The sequence below is a fragment of the Paraburkholderia kirstenboschensis genome (assembly GCF_904848585.1).
Lineage (GTDB): Bacteria > Pseudomonadota > Gammaproteobacteria > Burkholderiales > Burkholderiaceae > Paraburkholderia > Paraburkholderia kirstenboschensis.
In genome coordinates this window covers 189,634-208,849 of the sequence record NZ_CAJHCR010000004.1, presented here as the reverse complement: position 1 = coordinate 208,849, position 19,216 = coordinate 189,634, and the positions used below count along the sequence as shown (strand labels likewise).

Genomic DNA, 19,216 nt, shown 5'->3' with positions numbered 1-19,216 from the left:
GCCGGGCCGAAATAACCGAAAAAAAACCCGCCGGGGCGAACCTCGGCGGGTCACATCGATCGTCTCATCGAAACGAATCGAGAGGATTACTTGCTCGCTGCGCGAAGCGCGCTTAAGCAGCCGGCGTTTCGCCTTCACCAGCAGCGGCGTCGCTTTCGGACACTGCGCCAGCCGGGATCGTTGCAGCAGCGACCACCGGGTTTTCTGCTTCGAGGTGAGCAACCAGCGATACGCCTGCCGGCAGCGGGATGTCCTTAGCGTGAACCGATTGACCGGCTTCGATCTTGGCCAGGTCGACTTCGATGAATTCAGGCAGTGCCGACGGCAGGCACTCGATTTCCAGTTCATTGACGACGTGCGAGATCACCGCGCTCGCCAGCTTCACTGCCGGGTTGCTTTCCTGGTTCAGGAAGTGCAGCGGCACCTTGGTGTGCAGCTTCTTCGATGCGTCGACACGCTGGAAGTCCACGTGCAGCACGAGCTGACGGAACGGGTGGTATTGCACGTCGCGCAGCAGAACCTGTTGCGACTTGCCACCGACTTCCAGATCGAGGATCGACGAGTGGAAAACTTCTTTCTTCAGCGCGTGCCACAGCGCGTTGTGGTCCAGTTCGACCAATTGCGTTTCAGCACCAGCGCCATATACGATGCCCGGGGTCTTGCCCGAGTTACGCAGGCGGCGGCTCGCACCCGTACCTTGCAAAGAACGCTCGAAAGCGACAACTTTCATTTTGAATCTCCAATGCACTGCCCGCGACCAGGCAGTAAAAACGGGGCCCGCAAGCCGTTATGGCTGAGGCCCCAGAGCTGCGGCATGAACCTTCGTTCGTTCACGCCGATTGTGCAAAAGCGCGCGTGTCGCATGAAGCGATACACCGCGCCTTCGCAAATACTTAACTTTCAGCGAACAGCGACATGACCGAATCGCCGCGGCGGATCCGCGAGAACGTTTCGGCAAGCAGACCGGCGCTGGTCAACGAACGGATCTTCGCGCACGAGCGGGCTTCTTCACCGAGCGGGATCGTGTCCGTGACAACGAGTTCGTCGAGTGCGGATGCGGCGATACGCTCGCCGGCGCCGCCCGACAGAACCGGGTGGGTGGCATAAGCGAAAACCTGTTTCGCGCCACGTTCCTTCAAAACCTGAGCTGCCTTGCAAAGCGTGCCGGCGGTGTCGACCATGTCGTCCATGATCACGCAGGTCCGGCCTTCCACTTCACCGATGATGTTCATCACTTCGGCAACGTTCGCCTTCGGGCGGCGTTTGTCGATGATCGCGAGGTCGCAATTTAACTGCTTCGCCAATGCCCGGGCTCGCACCACGCCGCCGACGTCCGGCGAAACGACCAACAGGTTCTCGTAGTTCTGCTTGCGCAGATCGCCGAGCAGCACGGGCGTAGCGTAGATGTTGTCGACGGGGATGTCGAAGAAGCCTTGAATCTGGTCGGCGTGCAGATCCATCGTGATGATCCGCTCGACGCCTGCGATTTCCAGCATGTTCGCCACGATTTTCGCCGAGATGGCGACGCGCGCCGAACGAGGGCGGCGATCTTGACGTGCATAACCGAAGTAGGGGATGGCTGCAGTGATCCGACCAGCCGATGCACGCTTGAGCGCGTCGACCATGATCATCAGTTCCATCAGGTTGTCATTCGCCGGTGCGCACGTGGACTGCAGAACAAAGACGTCTTTGCCACGCACGTTTTCCTGAATCTCGACCTGGATTTCGCCGTCTGAGAAACGGCTAACCATTGCTTTGCCGAGGGGAATACCGAGGATTTTGACGACTTCCTGTGCAAGCGCGGGATTCGCGTTGCCAGTAAAAACCATCAGGCCGTCATGGCTGCTCATCGTGCACCTGCTTCAGGCTGGGGGCGAGGGGAAATGCGAGAACTATTGGCAGGGGAGAAAGGATTCGAACCTTTGCATGCCGGAATCAAAATCCGGTGCCTTAACCAGCTTGGCGACTCCCCTACACTAACTTTGAGCCCCGCCGAACATGGAGTTTCGTTCGACGATGCAAAACCTATGACGCGAAAGCAAAGAGTGGATGTTGCTCTAGACTGGCGGCCACTGCGCTGTTCCATTCGCCTGGCAGTTTGGCTTGCACCGCTTCTGCTTCAGCTTTGCTACGGAACGCTGCAAAGACACTTGCACCAGATCCAGACATCCGCGCCGGCGCGACGTTTTCAAACCATCGCAGCACTTGCGCTACTTCCGCGTACTTTCCGACGACAACCTGCTGCATGTCATTGCGGCCAAAGCTTTCTGGCCACTCAGTGTTGCAGCTAAGTTCTGCAGGAAAGTCCGTAATTGTGAGGGCTTTTGAATCTCTTGTCAACGCTTTTTCGGAAAAAATCGCTGCAGTCGGAACATGAACCCTCGGCGTCACTACCAGGAAATGACGCGGCGGCAATTGTACAACGTCTAAAGCTTCACCGACACCCTGGGCGAACGCATTTTTTCCGAAAACGAAAAATGGCACGTCGGCACCGAGCTTCAACGCCAGCGCCTGCAATTCCAGCCGCGGCACGTTCAAGTTCCAAAGCCGGTTAAGCGCGAGCAGCGTGGTCGCTGCGTCGGAACTGCCGCCGCCGAGACCCGCGCCCATGGGCAGGCGCTTTTCGATTTCTATATCGACGCCTTCCGGCGAGCCTGTATGCGCTTTCAGAAGCGTGGCGGCGCGCACGGTGAGGTCGTGTTCGGGGGGCACGTCGGCGATTTCGGTGCTACGCGTGATGAGTCCGTCGGCGCGACGCTTGAAGTGCAGCGTGTCGCCCCAGTCGAGTAGCTGGAAGACCGTTTGCAGCGTGTGATAGCCGTCCGGCCGGCGTCCGGTGATGTGCAGAAAGAGGTTGAGTTTCGCTGGCGCGAGGCAATCGCGCAGCGAGTCGGTTGTTTCGATCATATCGAGGCTGCATGCGCCGAGGTGGCGCCGAATAAGCGGCAAGAGCGCGAGGCGCGCGTTTTACTGGTCGAGTACAAGCTTGATGTCGAGCGGCGGCTCCGAGCGCGTCAGATTCACGCGTTTTACGCCAGTGGCCGGCGCTTCGGCGTAGGCAAGATAGTCGATCGTCCAGCCGTCTTGGGTGATTTCCTTGAAGCGTGACGGCTGCTCCGGGTCCTTTTCCGTTTTGGCGCGCGAGGTAGGCGCGGGCGAAGGCTGCAGCCAGTAACGCAATCCTTCGACGGGAAGTGCGAAGCCGAGCGCGTTCTGCATCAGCGTCGAGACGTTGTCGGCGGTGAGCGGTTGGCGGTTCGGCAATTCAAGCGTGGCCGAAGCGGGCGACGATGTGACGATCGCGAGCGTCTGACCAAGCGGATTGCGCAATTGCAAGGTGACCGTGTCGCCCGTTTCCTGCCACGAGAAATTGCCGTAGGCATTGCGCTGCTGGCCGTTCTGATCGTTGTACTGGATCGCGAAACGGCCATGGTAAGCACGGCTCGTTTGCGCGGTCACCGCGGTCGCCGCATTCGACGTGGACGGCCCCTGCGGTTTCACCGAAGCGCAGCCGGCCAATGTGACGACGGCCGCCGCAGCAAGCCCGAGCGCCGCGCGACGCGGCGCCCACGAAAAAGAATTGAAACGGGAAATGCGCATCAAAGATCGTTCACCTGAAGACGTTGCAGCGTTTTGACGAGCGTTTCGTTGTTTGGTTCGAGCTTGCGCGCTTCGCGAAAAGCGGCGCGGGCCTGGTCCTGATCGCCGGCTTTCCACAGCACCTCGCCGAGGTGCGCGCCGATTTCAGCGTTCGGCTGAATGTCGTAGGCCTTGCGCAGCACTTTGATCGCGTCCGACGTATTGCCCATGCGGTACTTGACCCAGCCGACGCTGTCCATGATGAACGCGTCGTTCGGCGCAAGCGACGACGCCTTCTCGACCAGCTTGTCCGCTTCTGCGAGACGCTGATTGCGATCGGCAAGCGAATAGCCGAGCGCGTTGTACGCCTGGGGATTGTCCGGCTGCGTCTGGATAAGCTTGCGCAATTGCGCTTCCATGACGTCGAAGTGGCCGTTCTTTTCGGCGGCCATTGCGTAGTCGTAGGTCAGATCGGGGTCGTCCGGGAATGCCGCCGTGGCTTGTTGCAGGCGTGTTTCAGCTTCCGGGTAGCGCTTCGCGTCGAACAGGATTGCTGCGTCGGTGCGTGCGACCAACGCCTGGTCACGCGGATCGGCCGGCCGCAGATTGGCCAACTGGCGGCGCGCGTCGTCGGGCTTGCCTTGCTTGGCGAGCAGTTGCGCGCGCGTGATCTGCGCGGGCATGTACTGCTGGCTGGACGGCGAAATCTTGTCGAGCCAGTCGGCGGCGGCCGCTTCGTTCTTCTGCTCGAGCGACAGCTGCGCAAGATAGATATACGCTTGCCCCGCGTCCGCGCCAGGTGTCTTCTCGGCTTGCTGCGCGTACTGCGTGAGATAGCTCTGCGCTTCGTTGAAATTCTTTTGCTGGATCTTGATGAGTGCGAGCGCCATGAGCGGCGTGAGGTCGTTCGCATTCGCCTTGTGCATGATCTCGAACTGCTTTTGCGCGTCGTCCAGACGGTCGCTCGCCAGATACATTTGCGCGAGCGCGAGACGCGCGTCATGCGATTTCGGGTTTTGCTGCACGTATTTTTCGAGCGACGCGATTCCTTCCTTGCGCTCCTCCGGGCCCATTTGCGACAGCATGAGCGCGGCCGGCAAATAGTCAGGCTTAAGGGCAAGTGCCTGTTCCAGCGACTTGCGAGCACCCGGCGCGTCATTGGAAACCAGTTGCTGACGTGCGATGGCCAATTGCGCTTCCGGCCTGTTCATATCGTTCTTCAGCATGTCCTGCAACACATGCAGGCCGCCGATGCGATTCGGTCCGCGGGAAAGCAGCAACTGAAGCGCCAGAATGGCGCTGCCGCGATTCTGCGCGGGCACCTTCTCGAGCTCACGCGCGAGCAGCGGCGCTGCGTCATCCGGCTTGCCCGACAGCACGAGCAGCGACGCGTCGAGCTGCGCCGCGCGCTCGGAGTCCGGCGCATACTGCTGCCACAATTGCGCGGCGGCCAACGCGTCCGACGGACTCTGCGCGGCCAACGCGATTTCAGTGGCGCGCTGCGCCATGCGCGGATCATGCGTGTCGCGCGCGAGCGCGAGGTAGGTCTGATAGGCGGGCGCCGGCTGATTGCGCTGCAGCGCGACTTCCGCCGCGAGCACCTGGAATACGATCTGGCTCGTCAGCTGCACGCTCGGCAGCGCTTTCTGTTCTTCCGCCGACGGCGGGCCGAGCGGATCGGACAGCGTGACCGAGGTGTCGTCCGCGTCCGGCGATGGGTCCTGCGCGTGCGCGGGCATCGCGGCGAACGCCCAGAGCGCGAGCGCGGCCACACCCAGCGAGCGCCGGGCGGACACTGCGTGCGGCACGCGGGACGCGCTAGCCGGGCGCTTCGAAAACAGCTTCACGAAGGACAAGTTCATGGAAATCCGTTCAATGTTTCGGACGATTGTAACGCGCTCGCTACAATACGCGCACAACCACTAACGCAAGTTGCAGACCAGTTAGACATGCCAGAGCTGCCAGAAGTTGAGGTTACCCGACGAGGGATCGAGCCGTATGTGTCCGGCCGCAAGGTGGAGCGCGTCGAGGTCCGTACGCCCGCGCTGCGATGGCCGATTCCCGCGGACCTTGCTAAGACCTTGCGCGGGCACATCGTGCGCAACGTCGAGCGGCGCGGCAAGTATCTGCTTTTCGAAATCGACGCGGGCTGGTTCATCGTGCATCTTGGCATGACGGGCACACTGCGTGTATTGCGCCATGTGCCGCATCCTCCGGCCGCGGCGAAGCACGACCACGTCGACTGGATTTTCGACGACTTCATTTTGCGCTTCCGTGATCCGCGACGCTTCGGCGCCATACTGTGGCATCCGCGTGAGGCTGGTGACGTGCTAGAGCATCCGTTGCTTGCGAGTCTTGGCGTCGAACCGTTCTCGCCCGCATTCTCAGGCGCGCTCATGCACCGGCTCACGCGCGGGCGCAAGGTGTCGGTGAAGCAAGCTCTGCTGGCCGGCGAAATCGTGGTCGGCGTGGGAAATATCTATGCGTCCGAGAGTCTCTTTCGCGCAGGTATCCGGCCCACCACTGCGGCAGGCCGTGTCTCGCTAGTACGCTACGGCTTGCTGGCCGACGCTGTACGCGTGACGCTTGCAGCGGCGATCGAGAAAGGCGGCAGCACGCTGCGTGATTTCGTTGGCAGCGATGGCGAAAGCGGATACTTCCAGCTCGATTATTTCGTCTATGACCGCGCGGGCCAGCCCTGCCGCGTGTGCGGCACGCCGATCAGACAGATCGTGCAAGGTCAACGCTCCACTTACTTTTGTCCCACCTGCCAGCGCTAATTTTCAATGCCCTCCCGCTTAACTCCGAGCTCCGGCCAGCGTTCCACACCGTCCGCCGCGCCCGCTGTATCCACTGTGTCCGCGTCTGCGCTGGCGTCCGGGTTTTCCACCCGGCTGATCGCGTGGCAGCGCAAGCATGGGCGCCATGATCTGCCATGGCAGAACACGCGCGATGCGTATCGCATCTGGCTGTCGGAAATCATGCTGCAGCAGACGCAAGTGTCGACGGTGATTCCGTACTATGCGAAGTTTCTGGCGCGCTTTCCGGATGTTGCCGCGCTTGCCGCGGCTCCCGTCGATGACGTAATGGCGCTGTGGGCCGGCCTCGGCTATTACACGCGCGCCCGAAATCTGCATCGCTGCGCGCAGGCGGTCGTCGAGCAGCACGGCGGCGCGTTCCCGGCTTCGGTAGAGGAACTCGCGGAATTGCCCGGCATCGGCCGCTCGACGGCGGCGGCGATCGCGTCGTTTGCGTTCGGCGCCCGCGCGACGATTCTCGACGGCAACGTAAAGCGTGTGCTCGCGCGCGTGTTCGGGGTCGAAGGCTTCCCCGGCGAGAAGAAGGTCGAGAATGCAATGTGGACGCTGGCTGAATCGCTCTTGCCGTCGAATGCATCGGACGACGAAGTCAGCGCATACACACAAGGTTTGATGGACTTCGGCGCCACGTTGTGCGTGCGCGGCAAGCCCGACTGTTTGCGTTGTCCGTTCGCGGCCGACTGCGTCGCTAACGTGACGGGACGTCAGCGCGAACTGCCGGCCGCGCGTCCGAAGAAAGCCGTGCCGACGCGTCGCACGTGGATGCTCGTGCTGCGCGACGGCAATGCGGTGATGCTTGAAAAGCGCCCGCCGTCCGGTATCTGGGGCGGTTTATGGAGCTTGCCCGAAGCCGCCGACGAGGCCGCGCTCGCCACGCGTGCGCGCGAGTTCGGCGGCGACGGCGCGGTGTCGCCGCTCGCGCCGCTCACGCATGTGTTCACGCATTTTAAGCTGGACATCGAGCCGCGGCTTGCAGAGTTCGATCGCGGTGTCGGCGCGCTCGCGGCGCTAGGCGATGCGGACACCGCCTGGGTGTCGCTGAGCGACCTCGACTCTTTCGGCGTGCCCGCGCCCGTACGAAAACTTCTGGAGAGTCTGCAGGGTTCGCTGATCTGAGCGATCACGCGCGGAGTCGCTGCTTACAGCAGTTGATGCTGCTGCATATAGTGATGAACCACGTCGATGCGCGCGCCGGCGTCCAGCATTTCCATGAGTTTCTGGCGCGCTTTTAGCGCGATCGGCAGCACTTCGGCGAGACGGTTCGACACCCACGACGGGTCTTCGAGTCTGAACGGTTCTGCGAACGGCAAGCTTTCCGGATCGCGCTCGCGGATCGTCGCGATGATGCGCTCCAACACCTCTGCACACGCGCCGAACTTGGCGAGTTGCTGGTTGCCTTCCAGCGGCCGGTCTTCGCCGAGCGGCTCGGCCATACCAACCAGCAAGCCACTGCTTTCCACGCGATGCGACAGCAGCCGAAAGCGTCGCGTGCCGCGCGCGCGAATCAGCAGCATGCCGAAGGTCTCAACGTCGCATTCATCGATTTCGGCGAGGCAGCCGATTGATTCGGGCACCGAAGGCTCGTGTTCCCGCGCGACCTCGGCGCCGCTTTTCAACAGACACACGCCGAACGGCGTCTTTTCGCGCAGGCAGTCGCGCGCCATATCGAGGTAGCGCGCTTCAAAGATTTTCAGCGGCAGAATTCCGTCAGGAAACAGAACGGTATGCAGCGGGAACAGCGGCACATCGGCGAGCACAGTAGAAGTAGAGGACATGGCGCAACGCTTCGAGTTAAGGCCGCGCGATGCGGCCGGTTAAGCCACTAACTTCGATGACGCGCCGGCGTCGACCGGTGCGTCGCGGTGCCGCACGATTACATTCGCTGCATTGGCGAGACGCGCGGCGAGCGTCTCCGCAATAAACACAGAGCGATGCTGGCCACCCGTACAACCAATCGCGACTGTCAGATAACTACGATTGTCGTCGCGGAAATGCGGCAGCCATTTGGCGAGAAACTTCTCTATATCGTCGATCATTTCATGGACGACTGGCAGCGCGTCCAGAAAATCGATCACCGGTTTGTCGAGCCCCGTGAGCGGGCGCAATTCATGATCGTAGTACGGGTTGGGCAGCGTGCGTACATCGAACACGAAATCGGCGTCGAGCGGCACGCCGCGTTTGAAGCCGAACGACTCGAACATCAGCACGAGCCCTGCATGCTCCTGCTCAATAAAGCGCTTCACCCACTGGCGCAGCACGTTCGCGCGCAGATTGCTCGTGTCGATCTGATGGCCGAATTCGGCAAGTCCCGCGACGAGCTCACGCTCGCGTTCGATTGCTTCCGCAAGCGACGTGAGCAAGCCGACGTCGGCGTCATGCGCGGTAGAGCCCGACAACGGATGGCGGCGACGCGTCTCCGAGAAGCGCTGAATCAGCGACTGCGTGCTCGCGTTGAGGAACAGCACCCGCACGTCGTGAGCGCGCGACAGGTCACGGATCATCGCAGGCATGTCGTCGAGTGACGCACTCGAGCGGGCGTCGATCGCGACTGCGAGGCGTTCATTTCCGTCTTCGGCGAGATAGGAGGCGAGTTCGGGCAAAAAGCGCGGCGGCAAATTGTCGACGCAGTAATAGCCCGCGTCCTCAAGCGCGTTGAGCGCGACGGATTTGCCGGAGCCGGATATGCCGGTGATGAGGATTATGCGCATGGAGTCGTGAAATCGATCCGTTTCATCATAGCATCTGAGTGCTCTCGCGCGTACTCGCAGCCGGCCACTGGCGGGGGCTGCGAGTGCTCGATGTACGACCCGCTCAGATCAGTTTGCCGGGAAACTGACTATCGGGGTCCTGCATGGCGAGGCGCTGCCGGTCCATGAAGTCACGCAGTGTATCGATGCCGCGCAATTGCAGGATGGTATTGCGCACCGCAGCCTCGACCAGCACCGCGAGGTTGCGGCCTGCGGCCACCTGAATCGTGACCTTGCTGATGGGCAGGCCGAGCACGTCGACGGTTTGGCTCTCCAGCGGCAGCCGCTGGAATTCACCGTCAGGACGGCGTACCAGTTGCACGATCAGCTTGAGCTTCATTTTCCGGCGCACTGCGGTTTCACCGAAAATCGTCTTGATGTCGAGCAGGCCCAGGCCACGCACTTCCAGCAGATTTTGCAGCAGCGGCGGGCACCGTCCTTCGACGAAGTCCGGGCCTAGTCGCACGAAGTCGACGGCGTCGTCAGCGACGAGGCCGTGGCCGCGGCTAATGAGTTCGAGACCGAGTTCGCTTTTGCCGAGACCCGAGTCGCCGGTGAGCAGGACGCCCATGCCGAGAATGTCGAGAAACACGCCATGCAACGTGGCGCGCGGCGCGAGAATGCGCGACATATAGAGGCGCAGGCTGTCGATCACCGCAGCCGCCGACATCGGCGTCGTAAAAAGCGGTGTGGACGAGCGCGTGCAGCGAAGCACCAGTTCCGGCGGCGCGGCGACGCCGCCCGCCACCACGAGGAACGGCGGTTCCAGCGCGATCAGCTCGGCCATGTGGCGCGAGCGGTCTTCGTCGGTCTGGCGTTTGTAGTAGTCGATTTCGGCGTCGCCGAGCACCTGGATCCGGTTCGGGTGGATCAGGTTCAAGTGGCCGACGAGGTCGGCGCTCGACGTGGCATTGGCGACCGATTCCGAAGAAAAGCCGCGTTCCCAGCCTTCATGCCCTGTCAGCCAGCTTAGCTTCAGCGTGGCGGCGTTATCGTCGAAAATGCTCTGGGCGTTGATGCTGGACGTATCCATGAGTCAGTGACTCCAGTGTTGGCCGCTTGCCGGGCAAACCGCTGGCCGCGCTAACGCGGGCCGTGCGCCGAGCCTGACTGTATCCGCACGCGGGCGGTGGGACGTGCGGATAGGCGGCGTGCGGATGACCGCCGCTGCATCAAGGTTGCCACTGAGTGAGCAGGCGATGCAATGATTCGCGGTCTTCTTCCGTATGCAGGCGCTCGCGTGCCTCGCGATCGGACAAAAGTTGCGCGATTTCCGAAAGGATTTCGAGGTGCTGCTGCGTGGCCTGTTCAGGCACGAGCAGGAAGATCAGCAGCGAGACCGGCTGACCGTCTGGCGATTCGAAGGGAATAGGTTCGGCCAGGCGGACAAACGCGGCGAGCGGCTGCTTGAGTCCTTTGATGCGGCCGTGCGGAATCGCGACGCCTTCGCCAAGCCCCGTCGATCCGAGGCGCTCTCGCGCAAACAGATTGTCTGTGACCGTGCTACGGGCGATGCCGTTCTGGTTCTCGAAGATGAGGCCCGCTTGCTCGAACACGCGCTTTTTGCTGGTGACCGATAGTCCGACGACGACGTTCTCGAGGGGAAGAAATTTGGCTAAACGATTCATGTTGACAGGCGAAAACGTGGCCTGGGTTCTCCTCGCTGGGGCGATTGATTGGCGTTCCATTCGTTTGATGCTCACCGCAGCGTGCATTGGAGTCCGAAAGCACAGGACTCCGGCAGACTGCCTGCATGCGACCTAGACCCCGATAGTAACCGGAACATTATAGAACAGGGCGGCGGCGTATGGTGCGGCGCGCCATCAATGCTCAATAGGTTCTTTTTCGGGACGATTCGCGCCGCGCCAGCCTGGCGAGTCTGCCTGTGAAAACCGGCAAGCAACCCGCGATCCCAACGAAAAACCGCCCGAGTGCGGGCGGTTCAGGTGAAGCGAAATGAAGTTACTCTTCTAATTTCGCTTACTGCGGCGGCACGTCTAGTTGCGGCGCCGGTTGATACTTGATCGCATCATGCTGATGGCCTTGCAGGCGATCCTTGTGACGTATCACTTGCCGGTCGAGCTTGTCGATCATGAGATCGATCGCAGCGTAGAGGTCGCTGTCGCAGCTCTCGACAAAAATGTCCTTGCCCTTCAGATGCAGGTTGATTTCAACCTTTTGCCGCTTGTCCTTTTCCTTGTGGTTGTCGACCGAGAGGACCACACTGCCGTCGATGACCTGATCGAAATGTCTTAGCACCCTATCCAGTTTGGTGATCACGTATTCGCGCAACGCAGGCGTTACTTCGAGGTGGTGTCCACTGATCTGCAGATTCATAGTGCTTCTCCAAGCTAATGGCCGCTTGGTCCGCACGATGACGAAGGTCCGGTCGATCTGTCGGCTTGCCAAAGTCGCCCCCCGGTGACTGACTTCTGGCAGGTCGCATCGGCCGGCCTGTCCGCCAACTTGCGGAGCGGCCGGTAAATGCCCGCCACGGAAGGCGACGGGCTACAGAGACTTGCGCAGGTTGACTGCCGGAATCCTGAGTGCTTCGCGATATTTCGCCACGGTGCGCCGTGCGACCACGAAGCCCTGTTCCGCCAGCAGTTCGGCTATGCGGCTGTCTGAAAGAGGCGTTTTTGCGTTTTCCGCTCCTATCAGTTGCTTGATGAGCGCGCGAATGGCCGTGGAAGAGGCCGCGCCGCCCGTGTCTGTCGAAACATGCGATCCGAAGAAGTACTTGAACTCTAGCGTCCCGAACGGGGTGAGCATGTACTTACCGGTTGTCACACGCGAGACAGTCGACTCGTGTAGGCCCAGCGTATCAGCAATTTCCCGCAAAACCAAGGGGCGCATAGCAATTTCGCCGTGCACAAAAAAGCTCTTCTGGCGCTCCACAATTGCTTGCGCGACACGCAGGATTGTTTCGAAACGTTGCTGGATATTCTTGATCAGCCAGCGTGCTTCCTGCAGTTGCTGGCGCAACGAACCGCTGCCCGGATCGCCCCGGTTGTTGCGCAGAATGTTGGCGTAGAGGTGATTGATGCGCAGCTTCGGCACCACTTCGGGATTGAGTTCGGCTTGCCAGCCCTGGGCGGTTTTACGCACCATGATGTCCGGCACCACGTAGTCCGCTTCGGCCTTGCCGTACGCTGCGCCAGGGAACGGTTCGAGCGAGCGGATCAGCATGTGCGCGTCGCGCAGGTCGTCGTCGTTTGCTTTCAGATGCTTGCGCAGACGCGTGAAATCGCGTGCGGCCAGCAGTTCCAGATAATGGGCAACGATCTCGAGCGCGAGCGTTCGCGTGGGCGAGGGCGGCAGCCGCAACAGTTGCAGCTTCAGACACTCAGAGGCGGAGCGTGCGCCTACGCCGGCCGGGTCGAAGCTATGCAGCAGCGCGAGCGCGGCATTCAGTTCGTCGAGGTCGACTTCGAGTTCGTCGGGCAGATCCGCGAGCACTTCGTCGAGCGTGGCGGCAAGGTAGCCGTCGTCGTCTAGCGACTCGATCAGGAAGGTAATCAGCGCCCGGTCACGCTGACCAGCCTGCGTAACGCGCAGTTGCGCCATCAGGTGATCGCGCAGCGAAGTACTCGATTCGTGAATTTGCAGCGGGGGTAGGTCGTCGTCGTCGGAGGCGTTGCCGGAGCGGCCGTAGTCGTCGAGATTCCATTGCGACGCGTCGCCATTGCTGTCGCCCGAGAGGCCGTTGTACTCGTCCACGCCTTGCGGCTCGCCGTTCTCGGCGCGCTCACTGCTGCTGGACGATGACGAGCCGTTGCCGCCCATCTGATCGGGCGGCGCTGACGAACTGGGCGCCTGCGTAATCAGCGAACCGTCGGCCGCCACGCGAAGCGGGCTCGCGATCCAGTCGTCCTCGTTCTCGAGGAGCGGATTCTGCGAGATCGCGGTTGCAACTTCCTGCTGCAGTTCGAGCGTGGACAGCTGAAGCAGCCGGATGGACTGCTGCAGTTGCGGGGTCAACGCAAGATGCTGCGATAGGCGGAGTTGGAGGCTGGCTTTCATGGCAAGTTCAGATTCATTGTAGAGAGTTTGCCACGACCGCGATACCTTGCGAATTCGCAATTACGCCTGCGCCGGTGTCGGCAACGCCGGGCGCGGGCCGCCCGCGACGGGAACGGGCCCGGGCGCTTGCCGCGAAAGAACCGGCAGACGCGCGCGGCGCCGCCGATTCCCGCGTGCACTTACATGCGGAAATGCTCGCCCAGATAGACGCGCCGCACGCTTTCGTTTTCGATGATTTCGCTCGGCGCGCCGGCGGCCAGCACGCTGCCGTCGCTGATGATGTAGGCGTGATCGCAAATACCGAGCGTTTCACGCACGTTGTGGTCGGTGATTAGCACGCCAATATTGCGCTGCTTCAGAAATTTGACGATCTTCTGGATTTCGAGCACCGCAATCGGATCGACGCCCGCGAACGGCTCGTCCAGCAGAATGAAGCTCGGATTGGTGGCGAGCGCCCGCGCGATTTCCACCCGGCGGCGTTCGCCGCCCGACAGCGACAACGCTGGATTGTCGCGCAAATGCGAGATTTGCAGCTCGTCCAGCAAGGCTTCCACGCGGCTCGTGATTGCGTCTTTGGTGAGCCGCTTGCCGTTGTCTTCGTGCTGCAATTCCAGCACCGCGCGAATATTCTGCTCGACGGAAAGCTTGCGGAACACTGAAGCTTCCTGCGGCAGATACGAGAGCCCGAGCGAAGCGCGCTTGTGGATCGGCAACAGGCTGATGGACTTGCCGTCCAGATCGATTTCGCCTGCGTCGAGCGGCACGAGGCCGACGATCATATAAAACGACGTGGTCTTGCCCGCGCCGTTCGGCCCGAGCAGCCCGACCACTTCGCCGCTTTTCACGTCGAGCGAGACGTCTTTGACGACCGTGCGCGAACCGTAACGCTTCTTCAGACTGCGTACGACCAGCGAACTACTGGTGCCGGCCGGCTTGCGATTGGGGAGGGACGCGGAGGTGCTCACTGATTTGGCGCTCCCTGAATCGTGGTGGACGGCGCGAGCGTGGCCGACGCACCGTTCAGCGGCGCCGCGCCGCCGTTGCGCGGCGAAAGCATCGCGCGCACACGGCCGCTCGGATTGCCCGGCCCCGCGACGTCCTTGCCTGCCTTCGCGGTATAGAAGTCCTTTTGCCCGTCGTACGTAATCACGCTGCCGTGCACCTGGTCCATCACCGTGGAAAGACCTTGCAGACGCTTGACGGTGGCATTCGTGGTGAGCGTGGTCAGGTCCTGCTTGCCGTCGTAGTCGATACGAACGGCCGTGCCTTCGATGTATTCATCGAGACCTTCGCGCTTCTGGCGGAAATACGACAGATTGCCGCCGCTCGACGTGCCGGTTGCGTACTGATAGCCCTGCGGGTCTTGCGTCACGTCTACACGGTCGGCCTTGATCACGATCGTGCCTTTGGTCGCGACCACATGGCCGGTGAAGATGTTGACCTGTTTCAGGTCGTCGTAAGTCATGTTGTCCGCTTCGATATTGAGCGGCTTGTCCTTGTCGGCGCGGTCCGCGTGCGCGAGCGGCGCGAAGCCGGCGAGCGGCAACGCGACCATCAGCGCAGCGAGTCCGGCGCGGCACGCGGACAGGGTGCGCGAGCGGCCGGTATCAAAACGGGGGAACGATTCGTTCATGCAGTCACGCCTGGAATGGATTTACCCGGGTTGCTTGGGCGAGCTGCCGCCGGCGTCGGACGCGGCGATCGCGCCTTTCACATTGCCGAAGAGCTGCATCACCCGGGTGACGTTGTTGTAGTTCATGCCGCTGGCAGTCATCACGGACACGCCGCGCTGAAGTTTAACCGGCTTTTCCGTCTCGATCACATCGTCGTTGACCAGCACGCGGAAATGCTCGGAATCGGCTTGCATCTGCGGATCGCCATAGCCCGGCGCGCGCAAGATGCGCGCGTTGCCATACAGGTCGACGATGGACGCGTCGCCGTTGACCTTGCCGGTGTCGCCGGTTGCAGTGACGATCGGCTTGCCCGGCTGGAACGCGCGCATTGCGGGCTTGACCAGATCGCTCAGTTCGTCGTCTTCATAGTGAATCAGCGACTGCGCGGTCAGGCGATATTGCGTGGAGCCCGACTGATCGAGCTCGGAAACCGAAAAGTTGTCGGCGAAGTAGTCGGGCGTGTGCTCCTTGGGACGCACCGCGCCTTCGTTTTGCCGTGGCAACGTGGCTTGCAGAAGCCACCACGTGATGCCCGCGAGAGCGGCCATCGCGACGAGCGGGATCAGCGAAGTCAGGCGAAACTGATTCATCCGACGAGGCCCCGCTGTTCGCCGCTGCAGGCGGCTGCGAGCAGCGCCTCATACTTGTGCTGCGCGCGCAGCAGCGTGTCGCAGACTTCGCGGGCCGCGCCGTGGCCGCCGCGTGCCTCACTGACCCAATGGGCTCGTGCGATCACTTCAGGATGCGAATTAGCCGGCGCCGCCGCAAAGCCGACCTTCAGCATCACGCCGAGATCGACCCAGTCGTCGCCCATGTAGCCGCATTGTTCCGCGCTCATGCCGGTCGCTTCGAGCAAGTCTGCGAACGCCTGCGGCTTGTTCTCGATGCCCTGATACACGTGCGTGATATGCATTTCTTTCGCGCGCGCGGCGACGATGCCCGACTTGCGCCCGGTGATGATCGCCGTTTCAATGCCGGCCTGGCGCAACAGCTTCATGCCGTGGCCGTCCATGGAATTGAAACCCTTCATCGTGTCGCCTTCCGCCGTGAAGAGCAGCCCGCCGTCGGTGAGTACGCCGTCGACGTCGAAAATCATCAGCTTCACGCGGCTTGCGCGTTCGGTAGCGGTAGGGGGCGCGACGGCCATCAGATCACCTTTTTCGAGAACAGGTCGTGCATGTTGAGTGCGCCGATGAGCTTGCCCGCTTCGTCGACGACCAGCATCTGATTGATGCGATGGCGCTCCATCAGTTCCACGGCTTCCACTGCGAGATGATCGGGATCGATGGTGCGCGGGTCGGCGGTCATCACCGAAGCGATCGACAGTGCGCGAAAATCGCCGTCACGCTCCAGCACGCGGCGCAAGTCGCCGTCTGTGAAAATGCCCTTCACGCGGTCTTCGCCATCGACAATCGCCGTCATGCCCATGCGCTTGGCCGTCAACTGGAACAACGCGTCGCGTACGGTCGCTTCGGGCGTGACCTTCGGCACTTGCTCGCCCGTGCGCATCACGTCGCTTACGTAGGTGAGCAGGCGCCGGCCGAGCGCGCCGCCCGGATGCGAGCGCGCGAAGTCGTCGCGACCGAAGCCACGCGCGTCGAGCACGGCGACCGCGAGCGCGTCGCCGAGCGCGAGCGCCGCTGTGGTGCTCGCCGTGGGCGCAAGATTCATCGGACAGGCTTCTTTGGCGACGGCAGAATTCAGATGGACGTCGGCCAGTTTCGCGAGACTCGACGACGGGCGTCCGGTCATTGCGATCAGCTTTGCGCCGATCCGCTTGATGAGCGGCAGGATGGCCACGAGTTCTTCGGTTTCACCGGAATTGGACAGCGCGAGGAATACGTCGTCGGCGGTGACCATGCCGAGGTCGCCATGACTCGCTTCAGCGGGATGCACGAAGAACGCCGGTGTGCCCGTGCTGGCTAACGTGGCCGCGAGCTTGCGGGCCACATGCCCTGATTTGCCGATGCCGGAGACGACCACGCGCCCGCGGCAACCCATGATGAGCTCGACCGCACCGACGAAGGCGCCGTCGAGTTGATCGCGAAGCGCGCGCACGGCGTCCGCTTCGATGTCGAGCACGTCACGAGCGAGCGCGAGCGCCCGGTCGCCATTGATTTTCGCTATCATTCGCGAAGTATAGCAAAGGCGCTTGTTCGCCGCGCCGGGCCTGCTGTGCAAAGCCGCTGCCTTCATCGCCCCCTTTATCGCACCCTATAACGGCCCCTCAACCTTGTCGCACGGCATGTTGCGTGCGCGGTTCCGCTGACGAACGAGGACGCTTCACCCATGCGTTTTTGCCGATGATTTCCCCGCTCGAAATGACGCTTTTCCTGCTGCTGGCCTCGGTCGCGGGCGTGGTGATCTTTCGCTTTCTGAATCTTCCGCCGATGCTCGGCTATCTGAGCGTCGGCATCGTCGTCGGGCCGAATGCGTTGGGCCTCGTTCCCGATTCCGTGGGCGCGCAGAACCTCGCGGAGTTTGGCGTCGTGTTCCTGATGTTTTCGATCGGCCTCGAGTTTTCGCTCGCGAAACTGCGCTCCATGCGCCGCCTCGTATTCGGTCTTGGTCTGTTGCAAGTGCTCGGCACCATCGCGATCTCGGTCACGCTCGGTTTCGTATTCGAGCGTTGGGTGCATATCAAATGGCAGGCGAGTGTTGCGCTCGGCGGCGCGCTGGCGATGTCGTCGACGGCGATCGTCAGCAAGATGCTCGCGGAGCGGCTCGAAATAGAAACCGAGCATGGCCGCAATATCTTCGGTGTGCTGCTGTTCCAGGATCTCGCGGTGGTGCCGCTCCTGATCATCATCTCGGCGCTGGGCGGCGATCCGAAAGACCTCGTCAACTCACTCGGCGTCGCGGCCATCAAGATCGTCGTCGCATTGTCGCTGCTGCTGATCGTCGGACAGCGCTTCATGACGCGCTGGTTCAATGTGGTCGCGCGGCGCCGCTCGCAGGAACTGTTCATTCTCAATCTGCTGCTCGTCACGCTCGGCTCGGCGTTCATCACGGACAAGTTCGGGCTGTCGCTCGCGCTGGGCGCATTCATCGCAGGCATGTTGATCGCGGAAACGCCGTACCGCCATCAGGTCGAAGAAGACATCAAGCCGTTTCGCGACGTGCTGCTCGGGCTCTTCTTCGTCACGACCGGCATGCTGCTAAATCCGCGCGTGATCTGGGAACATCCGCTGATCGTTCTCGGCTTCCTGATCGGCCCGATCCTGCTCAAGGCGGTCATGATCACGGGGCTTTCGCGTCTGTTCGGCGCGTCGCCGGGCGTCGCAATGCGCACGGGCATCGGCCTCGCGCAAGCGGGCGAGTTCGGTTTCGTGCTGCTGAATCTGATTCTCGACAAACATCTCGTCGACGCCACGCTGCTGCAGGCAATTCTCGCGGCGATGCTGCTGTCGATGCTCGCCGCGCCGTTCCTGATCCAGAACGCGGACCGTATCGTGCTGCGGCTTTCTTCGACTGAATGGATGATGCAGTCATTGCAGATGACGCGCATCGCCACGCAGAGCCTGAAGCAAAGCGGCCACGTGATCATCTGCGGCTACGGTCGCTCCGGGCAGAACCTTGCGCGCATGCTCGAACACGAAGGTTTGTCGTATGTCGCGCTGGATCTCGACCCGGACCGTGTGCAGGCGGCAGCCGCCGCGGGCGAGTCGGTCGTGTTCGGCGATGCGGGGCGGCGCGAATCGCTGCTCGCGGCCGGTATTCATCGCGCCGCGGCGATCGCGATTACGTATGCAAACACGCCGTCGGCATTGCGCGTGCTGCACAACATCCACGAACTCGAACCGACGTTGCCGGTGATCGTTCGTACCGTCGACGACGCCGATCTGGAAAAACTGCTGGCCGCCGGCGCGACGGAGGTGATTCCCGAGATCGTGGAGGGTAGCCTGATGCTCGCTTCGCACACGCTCGTCGTGATGGGCATACCGATGCGTCGCGTGGTGCGCCGCGTGGAGGAAATGCGCGACGAACGTTATGCGCTGCTGCGCGGCTATTTCCACGGCGCCGACGACATGGACGACGACGACGGCCACGAACAGGTGCGGCTACAATCGGTCCCGGTCGACCAGAACGCCGACGCGGTTGGCCGCACGCTGGCGGACCTGGGTCTGTACGAACTGGGTGTCGAAGTGACGGCGATTCGCCGTCACGGCATTCGCGGCGTGGAGCCAGATCCGTCCACCAAGCTGCGCGCGAGCGACATTGTCGTGTTGCGCGGCTTGCCCGAGCAGTTGGCGCAGGCCGAGGAGCGACTCTCGAAACACCGCCGCGCGGGCGCTGCCGCGGCGTAGCAATTGCTGCACGGTTCGTGCGGCTGCACCGATTCAGCTTTTCATTGGACCTGTCGAGGTCCATCCGG

General features: G+C 62.1%; 19 protein-coding genes and 1 tRNA gene. 3 read left to right on the top strand and 17 right to left on the bottom strand.

From position 1 onward, the window contains the following. Positions 1-112 precede the first annotated feature (112 nt). The 6 genes from JMY24_RS13725 to JMY24_RS13700 all read right to left on the bottom strand — a co-directional run bounded on the left by JMY24_RS13725 (position 113) and on the right by JMY24_RS13700 (position 5,441). Positions 113-730: a 50S ribosomal protein L25/general stress protein Ctc gene (locus JMY24_RS13725; RefSeq protein WP_128587852.1), complete on the bottom strand. Its 618-nt coding sequence runs from the start codon at positions 728-730 to the stop codon at positions 113-115. A gap of 163 nt (positions 731-893) precedes the next feature. Further along, positions 894-1,850, bottom strand: a complete 957-nt coding sequence (locus JMY24_RS13720) for a ribose-phosphate pyrophosphokinase (protein ID WP_006048037.1) — start codon at positions 1,848-1,850, stop codon at positions 894-896. A 46-nt stretch (positions 1,851-1,896) separates the two neighbouring features. Next, positions 1,897-1,973 (bottom strand) — tRNA-Gln (locus JMY24_RS13715). A 52-nt stretch (positions 1,974-2,025) separates the two neighbouring features. After that, positions 2,026-2,907, bottom strand: coding sequence for a 4-(cytidine 5'-diphospho)-2-C-methyl-D-erythritol kinase (gene ispE, locus JMY24_RS13710; protein WP_128587854.1), 882 nt, complete (start codon positions 2,905-2,907; stop codon positions 2,026-2,028). Positions 2,908-2,967: 60 nt separating this feature from the next. Next, on the bottom strand, positions 2,968-3,600 hold the full coding sequence (gene lolB, locus JMY24_RS13705) for a lipoprotein insertase outer membrane protein LolB (RefSeq protein ID WP_201702244.1): 633 nt from the start codon (positions 3,598-3,600) through the stop codon (positions 2,968-2,970). Then, complete coding sequence (locus JMY24_RS13700) at positions 3,600-5,441, bottom strand: tetratricopeptide repeat protein (protein ID WP_201702242.1); 1,842 nt, start codon at positions 5,439-5,441, stop codon at positions 3,600-3,602. The genes lolB and JMY24_RS13700 overlap by 1 nt, the downstream gene beginning before the upstream one ends. Before the next feature lie 87 nt (positions 5,442-5,528). Here JMY24_RS13700 and mutM point away from each other — a divergent pair, with 87 nt between their 5' ends. Both mutM and mutY read left to right on the top strand, forming a co-directional pair. Continuing rightward, the gene (mutM, locus tag JMY24_RS13695) at positions 5,529-6,359 is read left to right on the top strand and encodes a bifunctional DNA-formamidopyrimidine glycosylase/DNA-(apurinic or apyrimidinic site) lyase (RefSeq protein WP_128592508.1); all 831 of its coding nucleotides are present in this window, start codon (positions 5,529-5,531) and stop codon (positions 6,357-6,359) included. A 6-nt stretch (positions 6,360-6,365) separates the two neighbouring features. Next, entirely contained in the window at positions 6,366-7,514 is a 1,149-nt protein-coding gene (gene mutY, locus JMY24_RS13690; RefSeq protein ID WP_201702241.1) for an A/G-specific adenine glycosylase, read from the top strand. 23 nt (positions 7,515-7,537) lie between these two features. Here mutY and JMY24_RS13685 read toward each other — a convergent pair whose 3' ends face one another. From JMY24_RS13685 to kdsD, 11 genes are all read right to left on the bottom strand, one after another. Then, positions 7,538-8,173, bottom strand: coding sequence for an LON peptidase substrate-binding domain-containing protein (locus JMY24_RS13685; RefSeq protein WP_128592436.1), 636 nt, complete (start codon positions 8,171-8,173; stop codon positions 7,538-7,540). Positions 8,174-8,212: 39 nt separating this feature from the next. Next, positions 8,213-9,106 (bottom strand): RNase adapter RapZ, encoded by an 894-nt coding sequence (rapZ, locus tag JMY24_RS13680; RefSeq protein ID WP_128592435.1) that lies wholly within the window; start codon positions 9,104-9,106, stop codon positions 8,213-8,215. Between the two features lie 103 nt (positions 9,107-9,209). Continuing rightward, the gene (gene hprK, locus JMY24_RS13675) at positions 9,210-10,178 is read right to left on the bottom strand and encodes an HPr(Ser) kinase/phosphatase (RefSeq protein ID WP_007179412.1); all 969 of its coding nucleotides are present in this window, start codon (positions 10,176-10,178) and stop codon (positions 9,210-9,212) included. A 139-nt stretch (positions 10,179-10,317) separates the two neighbouring features. Continuing rightward, on the bottom strand, positions 10,318-10,833 hold the full coding sequence (locus tag JMY24_RS13670) for a PTS sugar transporter subunit IIA (RefSeq protein ID WP_027804462.1): 516 nt from the start codon (positions 10,831-10,833) through the stop codon (positions 10,318-10,320). Between the two features lie 292 nt (positions 10,834-11,125). Next, complete coding sequence (hpf, locus tag JMY24_RS13665) at positions 11,126-11,482, bottom strand: ribosome hibernation-promoting factor, HPF/YfiA family (RefSeq protein WP_042328814.1); 357 nt, start codon at positions 11,480-11,482, stop codon at positions 11,126-11,128. Positions 11,483-11,653: 171 nt separating this feature from the next. Continuing rightward, a complete protein-coding gene (locus JMY24_RS13660; protein WP_128594217.1) occupies positions 11,654-13,168 on the bottom strand; it encodes an RNA polymerase factor sigma-54 in 1,515 nt (504 codons plus the stop codon). A 179-nt stretch (positions 13,169-13,347) separates the two neighbouring features. Further along, positions 13,348-14,133: an LPS export ABC transporter ATP-binding protein gene (lptB, locus tag JMY24_RS13655; RefSeq protein ID WP_128592268.1), complete on the bottom strand. Its 786-nt coding sequence runs from the start codon at positions 14,131-14,133 to the stop codon at positions 13,348-13,350. Further along, positions 14,130-14,801 carry a lipopolysaccharide transport periplasmic protein LptA gene (lptA, locus tag JMY24_RS13650; RefSeq protein ID WP_128592271.1) on the bottom strand — a complete coding sequence of 224 codons (672 nt, stop codon included), beginning with the start codon at positions 14,799-14,801 and terminating at the stop codon, positions 14,130-14,132. Before lptA ends, lptB begins: the two co-directional genes overlap by 4 nt. Positions 14,802-14,822: 21 nt before the next feature. Then, positions 14,823-15,431, bottom strand: coding sequence for an LPS export ABC transporter periplasmic protein LptC (gene lptC, locus JMY24_RS13645; RefSeq protein WP_128592273.1), 609 nt, complete (start codon positions 15,429-15,431; stop codon positions 14,823-14,825). Then, the gene (locus JMY24_RS13640; RefSeq protein WP_128592275.1) at positions 15,428-15,988 is read right to left on the bottom strand and encodes a KdsC family phosphatase; all 561 of its coding nucleotides are present in this window, start codon (positions 15,986-15,988) and stop codon (positions 15,428-15,430) included. Before JMY24_RS13640 ends, lptC begins: the two co-directional genes overlap by 4 nt. After that, positions 15,988-16,971 carry an arabinose 5-phosphate isomerase KdsD gene (gene kdsD / locus JMY24_RS13635; RefSeq protein ID WP_201702240.1) on the bottom strand — a complete coding sequence of 328 codons (984 nt, stop codon included), beginning with the start codon at positions 16,969-16,971 and terminating at the stop codon, positions 15,988-15,990. The genes JMY24_RS13640 and kdsD overlap by 1 nt, the downstream gene beginning before the upstream one ends. 173 nt (positions 16,972-17,144) lie before the next feature. On the opposite strand from kdsD, the gene JMY24_RS13630 reads away from it, so the two are divergent. Continuing rightward, a complete protein-coding gene (locus tag JMY24_RS13630) occupies positions 17,145-19,148 on the top strand; it encodes a monovalent cation:proton antiporter family protein (RefSeq protein ID WP_128594225.1) in 2,004 nt (667 codons plus the stop codon). Positions 19,149-19,216: the final 68 nt, after the last annotated feature.